The following is a 7,330-nucleotide window of genomic DNA, read 5'->3' as shown; positions in this document are numbered from 1 at the left end:
GGGGGTTGTTTTTTTTGTGGATGCCTCGGTTGTGGGGGGTGTTGTTTGGTTTTTTTGTTTCCTTTTCCTCCTCCCTGTGCTCCCCCCCCCCCCCGCCCCCCCCCCCCCCCGGCCGGTCGGGCACCACGCCGCCCGAAAGGCACCCACAACAGTCGCTCAGCAGCGCGGCGATCGACCTCGCCACGCACTCCGGGACCTGGCCGACGACCGAACGCACGCTGATGTCGGCCGAGATCAGGCTGATCCGGGCCTGCATGCGGGAGAAGGGGTTCCGCTATCCGGCGCCGGATCCTCCCGCGCGGGCCGCGCCCGAGGACGAGAGGGCCGCCGTCGAACTGACCGACCGGAGCAGAACCGGATACGGCATCTCCCGGCCCCCCTCGCAGACACCCGGTCCTGGCTCGGCGCCCGTCGACCGCTACTACCGCACCCTGCCCGCGGCCCGGCAGAGGGCCTTCGAGCAGGCACTCAACGGGCCACCCGACAAGAAGGTGACCGTAAAGGGGACCGACTGGGGTGAGGTGCGTGTGGCGACACAGGGCTGCGACGCCGAGAGCCGCTCCCGTCTGGCCGGCAGCCCGGCCGAGTGGGCGCGCATCACCTACATTCCGGAGAAGTACGACAACGAGCTGGGCCGGCGTGTGACATCGGCCCCCGCCTATCTGCGGGCCATGGACGGATGGCGCTCCTGCATGGCGGGGCGAGGACTTCCGTACCGCAGCCCGGAACAGGCCCAGGACGCCCTGCGAAAGGAGCGGGAGACGGCGGGCGGCACCGACGACGCGTTCCGGCACAAGGAGATCGCGGTTGCTGTCGGGGACGCCGAATGCGCCCTACGGGTCCACCTGCCCGGCGTCTCGCTGCACGTACAACGTGAACTCGTTGCCACGTTGAGCCGTGGCGAGCAGCAGACTCTGGCGGATCTCGCCGCACGTCGCGAGGGAGCGTTGCGTCGGGCCCACACGGTCTTGTGAGCCCGCGGGTCACGGCGGGAGCCGGCGGGTAGCGCTCCCTCACGGGTGGCACAGGAAGACGTCACCCGGGGAACCGGTGGCGAGGGCGAGCGGCTGGTGGGCGGAGGCCGCTTCGAGGTCTGGCGCGATGGCCAGGCCGCTCGCGCCCTTCTCGCCGTACGGCGCGGCCACACGGGGTGCAAGCGGCCTCCAGCTTGACGAAGCCGTCACGGAGGAAGCGGGATACGACGGTTGTGTCGTCCATGCGTCCATAGTGCGGTGTCGTCCGTCGGGGTCGCGCGACACTTTTTTCCGCACCGCTGAGGCTGCTGGACATCGCGGTGCGGTACGGATACGGCTTGGGCGATCACCGATTTCGTCCGCAGCCATGCATCGCCACGCGGAACAGGGCCGCCAGCGCGTCGTCGATGGGATGGGGGCGCGGCCTGCCGGAGGAGTCGAGCCTGTTCCACCTCTGCATGTTCACCGCGATCGCCATCTGCCGCTTGCCGTCGGCATGGGTCATGGCCAGTGTTCCACCACCCCAGACCGTGCCGCCATGGCCCCAGAAGGTGCCCTGGCCGGGGCCTTCCATCGGGTGCAGGCCGAGGCCGTAGTCGATGGTCGTTCCCTCTTGGGAGATGACTCGGACCGTGCGCCGCATCTGCGCCAGCGACGACGGGCTGACGATGTTCCCGGACAGCAACATGCCGTAGAAGCGGTTGAGGTCCGAGACGGTCGATATCAGTGAGGCCGACGGTCCCACCCATGACATGTCGTAGACGCTGTAGTCACGGGGCGGGTCGATCATGCCGAACCACGCTTCGTAGAGCTGCGAGTGCGGCCCGTCGACATCCGGTCCGGCGGGGAACCCGGTTGCCCTGAGTCCGGCGCGCTCGATGACGTTACGGGTGATGTACTGCTCGGCCGTGGTACCGGTCGCGTGTTCCAGCAGTTGGGTGAGGAGCAGGTAGTTGGTGTTGGAGTACACCCCCGGTGTGCCTCCCGGGGTGCCGACGGCAGGTGCGGCGACCCCCATCTCGATCAGTTCGGTGGGGTCGAACCGTGTGAGCCGGTGGTCGTCCAGGCTCTGAGGCCCGGTGTCCGCCAGGGCGGGGTAGGCCTTGAGGGAGGGGTAAGCGTACGGGAGGTACTCCGCGAGGCCGCTGGTGTGGTTGAGCAGCATCCGGACCGTGATCGCGGCGCCGCGTTCTCCGGGAACCAGCTTCGGAAGGTACCGGCCGATCGGTGTGTCGAGCCCGATCCGGCCGGTCTCTGCCTGCTGCAGCACCGCGGCGGCGGTGAAGGTCTTGGTGACGCTGCCGACGCGGTGGCGCATGTCGGCGGTGACGGGGCGGTCGGTAATGACATCGGCGACTCCGGCGGCCCCTCGCCAGACCTCATCGCCGTCTCGAACCTCGGCGAACAGCCCCGGCATCCCGGCGTGGTGGACGGATTCCATGGCGGCGTCCAGAGCTGCGCGATCCAGTAAGTTCTCCATGCCATGCGTCCTTTCGTCTTCCGCGGGGACGAGCTCCGCATCGGTCGCCCGCCCCGGATACCAGGGCACGTGTCGGCACGCCGGCTCGGCTTTCGCACTGCTCGGCATGCTCGTGCCGCCATTATGCACGCGGTGCGTGCAACGGGGAGTGCATAGGTAGGGTGGAAATCCTGGCCGAGGAGCAACACGGCTGGCCGACGCGGGTGATTGACCGGCGAGACCCTGCGCTGGGCACGGGGCGGAAATCCCAGATGCGTCAGCCCGCCGCGCCGTGGTGGGATGCGCCTATGAACGTCCCTTCGCTGCGTGCCCGTATCGAGCAGTACTACGCCGACGTGCCTCTGCTGTTCGCCGACGCGGAGGATTTCGGCCCCCTACGGCTCTTCGTACGGAAGGAAGCGGGCACCCCGTACTACGGCGGTCCGAGCCACGCTCAGCCCTCGGCAGGGGGAACCGGGACGGTGACCGCCGCCGACATCTCCCGGGTCCGCTCCCGGCAGCGCGAACTCGGCGTGCCGGAAGCCTTCGAGTGGCTCGCCGAGACCGCGCCGACCCTGCGCGGCCGGATCGAGGCCGCCGGACTCCCCGTGCTGGAACGCCCGTTGATGGTCATCGACCCGGACCGCCCGGTGGTTGCGCCGGCCCTGCCGGACGGCGTCACGATCCGTGCGCTGACGGCCGACGATCCAGCCCTGCCCGCCGCCCTGGCACTTCCCCGATTGGCCTTCGCGGACGCGGGCACGGCAGTCGGCGGCACAGGTCGCCAGGAGTTGGCGGCGTTGGCCGCGGAACTCACCGCGGACGGAACGGTCGAGACCGTCCGTCCCACCATCCGTGCCGGGCACAAGACGCTCATCGCCGCCCTCGCCGCCGACGGCACTCTCCTCGCCGGCGGCCATTACCACCCCATGAACGGAACCACCGAGATCGGCGGGGTCGGTACCCTCCCCGCCGTCCGCCGCCAGGGGCTCGCCGCCGCGGTGACTGCGGCCCTTGTCACCCACGCCCGCGACAACGGTGTGCACACCGTCTTCCTCGCCTACGCAGAGGACGCTGTCGCCCGTATCTACACCCGGCTGGGGTTTCGCCCGGCCGGCACAACTCTCCTGATCGCCAACCAGCCCGCACGTTCGTAGAGGCCGGCCACGACGAGCACGCGACAGGCTCCGAACAGGGGGAACGGGATGCTGACCGGCATGGTGATCGACGCGCTGGACGTCGCGCGTCTGGAGCGCTTCTGGCTGCACGCGACGCGGGGCCGGACGGGCGGCCTGCGACTGCGGTTCGTGCAGACGATGGAACCGAAGCCGGCGCTCAAGAACCGACTCCACCTCGACCTTGCCGCCGGGCCGGACTGGGAGGCCGAAGTGGCGCGCCTGCTCGCACTCGGTGCGACGCGGGTCGACATCGCCCAGGGGGAAGTCCCGTGGGACGTGCTGGCCGACCCGGAGGGCAACGAGTTCTGCGTGCTGCGCCCCGGTCACCCCGGCGTGCTCACCGACTCCGGCCTCGTCGCGATCTGCCTCGATGTCGCGGAGGAGGACCGCTACGCACAGTGGGCCTTCTGGCAGTCCCAGGCCGACTGGCACACGGTCGAGTCCCACGACTGGGGCGTCCGGCTGCGCCGGCAGCCCGACAGTGAGGTCTCGCTGGTGATGGGACCGCCCGCGGCGACGAAGGGGGCGCGGAACAGGCTGCGGCTGGAGGTCACCCAACGCGACTGGGAACCCGGCGAGTTCCTCGACGCCGGCGGAAACGAGTTCCACGTCACGGGGTGACCCTCCTCCCTCGTACCGAACATCTGCTGTCGAGATCGGCCGAGTAGTCCACGGTCGGGACGTCGGCGTCGGTCAGGGCGGCTACGAAATCGGCTTGCGCCCCTGGGCGGGCGGTGGCGAGCACGCGGGCGCCGCGGGCGGCGGCCGGCTGCACCGCCAGGGCACCCACGCCGCCGGTCGCCGCCTCTACACCACCCAAGGACTCGGCGTCTCCATGGCCGCTGTCGCCCGCGAGGCCGGCGTCGGCACGGCCACCCTCTCCCGGCGCTTCACCACCCGGGACGAACTGGTCGACGCCGTCTTCGCCCACCGCATGGACGGCTACGCCGTCGCCACCGCCCTGGCCGCCCCCGACCCCTGGCACGGCTTCACCGGATACGTCTACGCCGTGTGCGCCCGCTGCCCGACGCCCCCGCACCCGCCGCCCTCTACCGCGCCATGGTCCGCCTCACCCGCCCCAGCACTGACCACACCGGCGAAAAACTCCGCTCACACGCATATCCGGGGAGCCCCGGTATGAGCCTGCGACAGGGCCCGCCGACGGCGTCCGTCGCGCGGTTCCCGGCGCGATCAGGTAATCAGGAACGGTGAACAAGGACGCGAGCGACGCCTTCGTGCATGTCCGGGGCGCCAGCGAGAACAACCTGCGGAACATCGATGTCGACGTTCCGCGGGACGCGATGGTCGCCTTCACCGGCGTCTCCGGTTCGGGCAAGTCCTCGCTCGCGTTCGGCACGCTCTACGCGGAGGCCCAGCGGCGCTACTTCGAATCCGTGGCACCGTACGCACGAAGGCTGTTGCAGCAGGTCGGCGCACCGCATGTGCAGGAGATCACCGGACTGCCGCCCGCCGTGGCCCTGCAACAGCGCCGCGGGTCGCCGAGCTCGCGCTCGACGGTCGGCACCCTCACCACACTCTCCAATCTGCTGCGCATGCTGTACTCCCGCGCCGGCACCTATCTGCCCGGGGCCGCACGGCTGGAGGCCGAGTCGTTCTCGCCCAACACCGCGGCCGGCGCCTGCCCGGAGTGCCACGGACTGGGCGTCGTGCACGACGTCGCCGAGGACCTGCTCGTCCCGGACCCCTCGCTGAGCATCCGCGAGGGGGCGATCGCCGCCTGGCCGGGCGCCTGGCAGGGCGCCAACCTCCGCAGTGTGGTGAACGGTCTGGGGATCGACATCGACCGGCCGTGGCGCAGACTCCGGAAGAAGGACCGGGAGTGGCTGCTGTACACGGATGAGCAGCCCTCCGTGTACATCGAGCCGGAGGAGGACCGGATCGACTACGGCTACCAGGGCAAGTTCTGGAGCGCCCGCAAGCACGTCATGCACGTCCTCGCCGACTCCAAGAGCGAGAAGATGCGCGAACGGGCGCTCCGGTTCGTCAGGAGTGTGCCGTGCCCCGAGTGCCACGGCAGCGGACTGCGGCCCGAGGCGCTCGCCGTGACCTTCGCCGGACGTTCCATCGCCGAGGTCAACGCGATGCCGCTCACCGAGGCGGCGGCGCTGCTGCGGCCCGTCGCGGGGCGGTCCAAGGCCGACGCCACCACCTCGACCGCGCGGTCGGGGGAGACGACCGAGGTAGCGGTCCGGATCTGCGGCGACATGGTCGCGCGCGTCGACGTACTGCTCGACCTGGGCCTCGGATACCTCAGCCTCGGGCGCCGCTCCACGACCCTGTCACCGGGGGAGGCGCAGCGCCTGCGTATCGCCACCCAGCTGCGCTCGGGGCTGTTCGGCGTCGTCTACGTCCTCGACGAGCCCTCCGCGGGCCTGCACCCGGCTGACGCGGAACCGCTCCTCGACGTGCTGGACCGCCTCAAGGCGGCGGGCAACTCGCTGTTCGTCGTGGAGCACGACATGGACGTCGTACGGCGGGCGGACTGGGTCGTCGACATCGGCCCCGGGGCGGGCGAGGGCGGCGGACGCGTGCTGTACAGCGGTCCGGTCGCCGGTCTTGAGCGGGTCGGGGAGTCGGCCACGAGCCGGTACCTGTTCGGGCGCGCCCAGCCGCTCGACCACCGCCCGCGCACACCGCACGGCTGGCTGCGCCTGCGCGGCGTCTCCCGCCACAATCTGCACGATGTGTCCGTGGACGTACCGCTGTGTGTGCTGACGGCGGTGACGGGCGTGTCCGGTTCCGGGAAGTCGACGCTGGTGACGCAGGTGCTCGCCGAGGTCGTGCGCGGCCATCTCGGGCTCGTGCCGGAGGAACCCGACGAGGCGCGGTTGGAGGTGGATGTCCAGGACGCGTCGGGGGTCGAGTCGTTCGACCGGTTGGTGCGGGTCGACCAACGGCCCATCGGCCGGACTCCCCGGTCCAACCTGGCCACGTACACGGGGATGTTCGACGCGGTGCGCAAGCTGTACGCGGCGACGGACGAGGCCAGGGCGCGCGGCTACTCGGCCGGACGGTTCTCCTTCAACGTGCCCGGAGGGCGGTGCGAGACCTGCCAGGGCGAAGGATTCGTCGCGGTGGAACTGTTGTTCCTGCCCGGCACCTACGCGCCGTGCCCGACCTGCCAGGGCGCCCGGTACAACGCCGAAACGCTGGAAGTCACCCACCGCGGCAAGAACATCGCGGAAGTGCTGGCGCTGTCCGTCGACGCTGCCGCCGAATTCCTGTCCGCCGTCCCGGCCGCCTCCCGCAGTCTGGAGACACTGCGCGAGGTGGGCCTTGGGTACCTGCGTCTTGGGCAGCCCGCGACGGAGCTCAGCGGTGGTGAGGCGCAACGCATCAAACTCGCCACCGAACTGCAGCGGGCCCGCCGCGGGCACGCGCTCTACCTGCTCGACGAGCCGACGGCAGGGCTGCACCCCTCGGACATCGCGCTGCTGCTGCGACAACTGCACCGGCTCGTCGACGCGGGCAACACGGTCGTCCTCGTCGAACACGACCTGGACACGATCGCCACCGCCGACTGGGTCATCGACCTCGGGCCGGGCGGCGGCGACGCGGGCGGGCGGGTCGTGGCGGCAGGCCCGCCGGCCAAGGTGGCGAGAGCCCGCCGCAGCGCCACCGCGCCCTATCTCGCGGCCCGGCTCGCACGCTCCTGACGACGGGGCGCGGCTGGGCACCGGTCACTTGTCCCAAGTCCC

General features: G+C 70.8%; 7 protein-coding genes and 1 pseudogene. 5 read left to right on the top strand and 3 right to left on the bottom strand.

Annotated features, from left to right (window positions below):
• The coding region (locus tag ACZ5ID_RS17020; protein ID WP_468898131.1) for a hypothetical protein at positions 1-256 on the bottom strand (256 nt) is incomplete at its 3' end.
• On the opposite strand from ACZ5ID_RS17020, the gene ACZ5ID_RS17015 reads away from it, so the two are divergent.
• Positions 255-974, top strand: coding sequence for a hypothetical protein (locus ACZ5ID_RS17015; RefSeq protein ID WP_468898129.1), 720 nt, complete (start codon positions 255-257; stop codon positions 972-974). The genes ACZ5ID_RS17020 and ACZ5ID_RS17015 overlap by 2 nt on opposite strands.
• Positions 975-1,016: 42 nt before the next feature.
• On the opposite strand, the pseudogene ACZ5ID_RS17010 reads toward ACZ5ID_RS17015, so the two are convergent.
• Positions 1,017-1,151 (bottom strand): annotated as a pseudogene (locus ACZ5ID_RS17010) (phytanoyl-CoA dioxygenase); the annotation flags it as partial.
• 169 nt (positions 1,152-1,320) lie between these two features.
• Complete coding sequence (locus tag ACZ5ID_RS17005) at positions 1,321-2,454, bottom strand: serine hydrolase domain-containing protein (RefSeq protein WP_468898127.1); 1,134 nt, start codon at positions 2,452-2,454, stop codon at positions 1,321-1,323.
• 287 nt (positions 2,455-2,741) lie between these two features.
• On the opposite strand from ACZ5ID_RS17005, the gene ACZ5ID_RS17000 reads away from it, so the two are divergent.
• From ACZ5ID_RS17000 to uvrA, 4 genes are all read left to right on the top strand, one after another.
• Entirely contained in the window at positions 2,742-3,590 is an 849-nt protein-coding gene (locus ACZ5ID_RS17000) for a GNAT family N-acetyltransferase (protein ID WP_468898125.1), read from the top strand.
• A gap of 48 nt (positions 3,591-3,638) precedes the next feature.
• Positions 3,639-4,232: a VOC family protein gene (locus tag ACZ5ID_RS16995; RefSeq protein ID WP_468898123.1), complete on the top strand. Its 594-nt coding sequence runs from the start codon at positions 3,639-3,641 to the stop codon at positions 4,230-4,232.
• Positions 4,233-4,326: 94 nt separating this feature from the next.
• Complete coding sequence (locus ACZ5ID_RS16990) at positions 4,327-4,752, top strand: TetR/AcrR family transcriptional regulator (RefSeq protein WP_468898121.1); 426 nt, start codon at positions 4,327-4,329, stop codon at positions 4,750-4,752.
• A gap of 67 nt (positions 4,753-4,819) precedes the next feature.
• Positions 4,820-7,288: an excinuclease ABC subunit UvrA gene (gene uvrA / locus ACZ5ID_RS16985; RefSeq protein ID WP_468898119.1), complete on the top strand. Its 2,469-nt coding sequence runs from the start codon at positions 4,820-4,822 to the stop codon at positions 7,286-7,288.
• Positions 7,289-7,330 lie beyond the last annotated feature (42 nt).

It is taken from the genome of Streptomyces sp. NPDC031670 (assembly GCF_055580545.1).
Note: the sequence above shows the minus strand (reverse complement) of the source record. Positions and strands in the feature narration are given on the sequence as shown.

Bases quoted from the DNA above. Each gene is read 5' to 3' on its own strand.
- ACZ5ID_RS17015 (WP_468898129.1), top strand. From the start codon at position 255: ATGCGGGAGAAGGGGTTCCGCTATCCGGCGCCGGATCCTCCCGCGCGG.
- ACZ5ID_RS17005 (WP_468898127.1), bottom strand. From the start codon at position 2,454: ATGGAGAACTTACTGGATCGCGCAGCTCTGGACGCCGCCATGGAATCC.
- ACZ5ID_RS17000 (WP_468898125.1), top strand. From the start codon at position 2,742: ATGAACGTCCCTTCGCTGCGTGCCCGTATCGAGCAGTACTACGCCGAC.
- ACZ5ID_RS16995 (WP_468898123.1), top strand. From the start codon at position 3,639: ATGCTGACCGGCATGGTGATCGACGCGCTGGACGTCGCGCGTCTGGAG.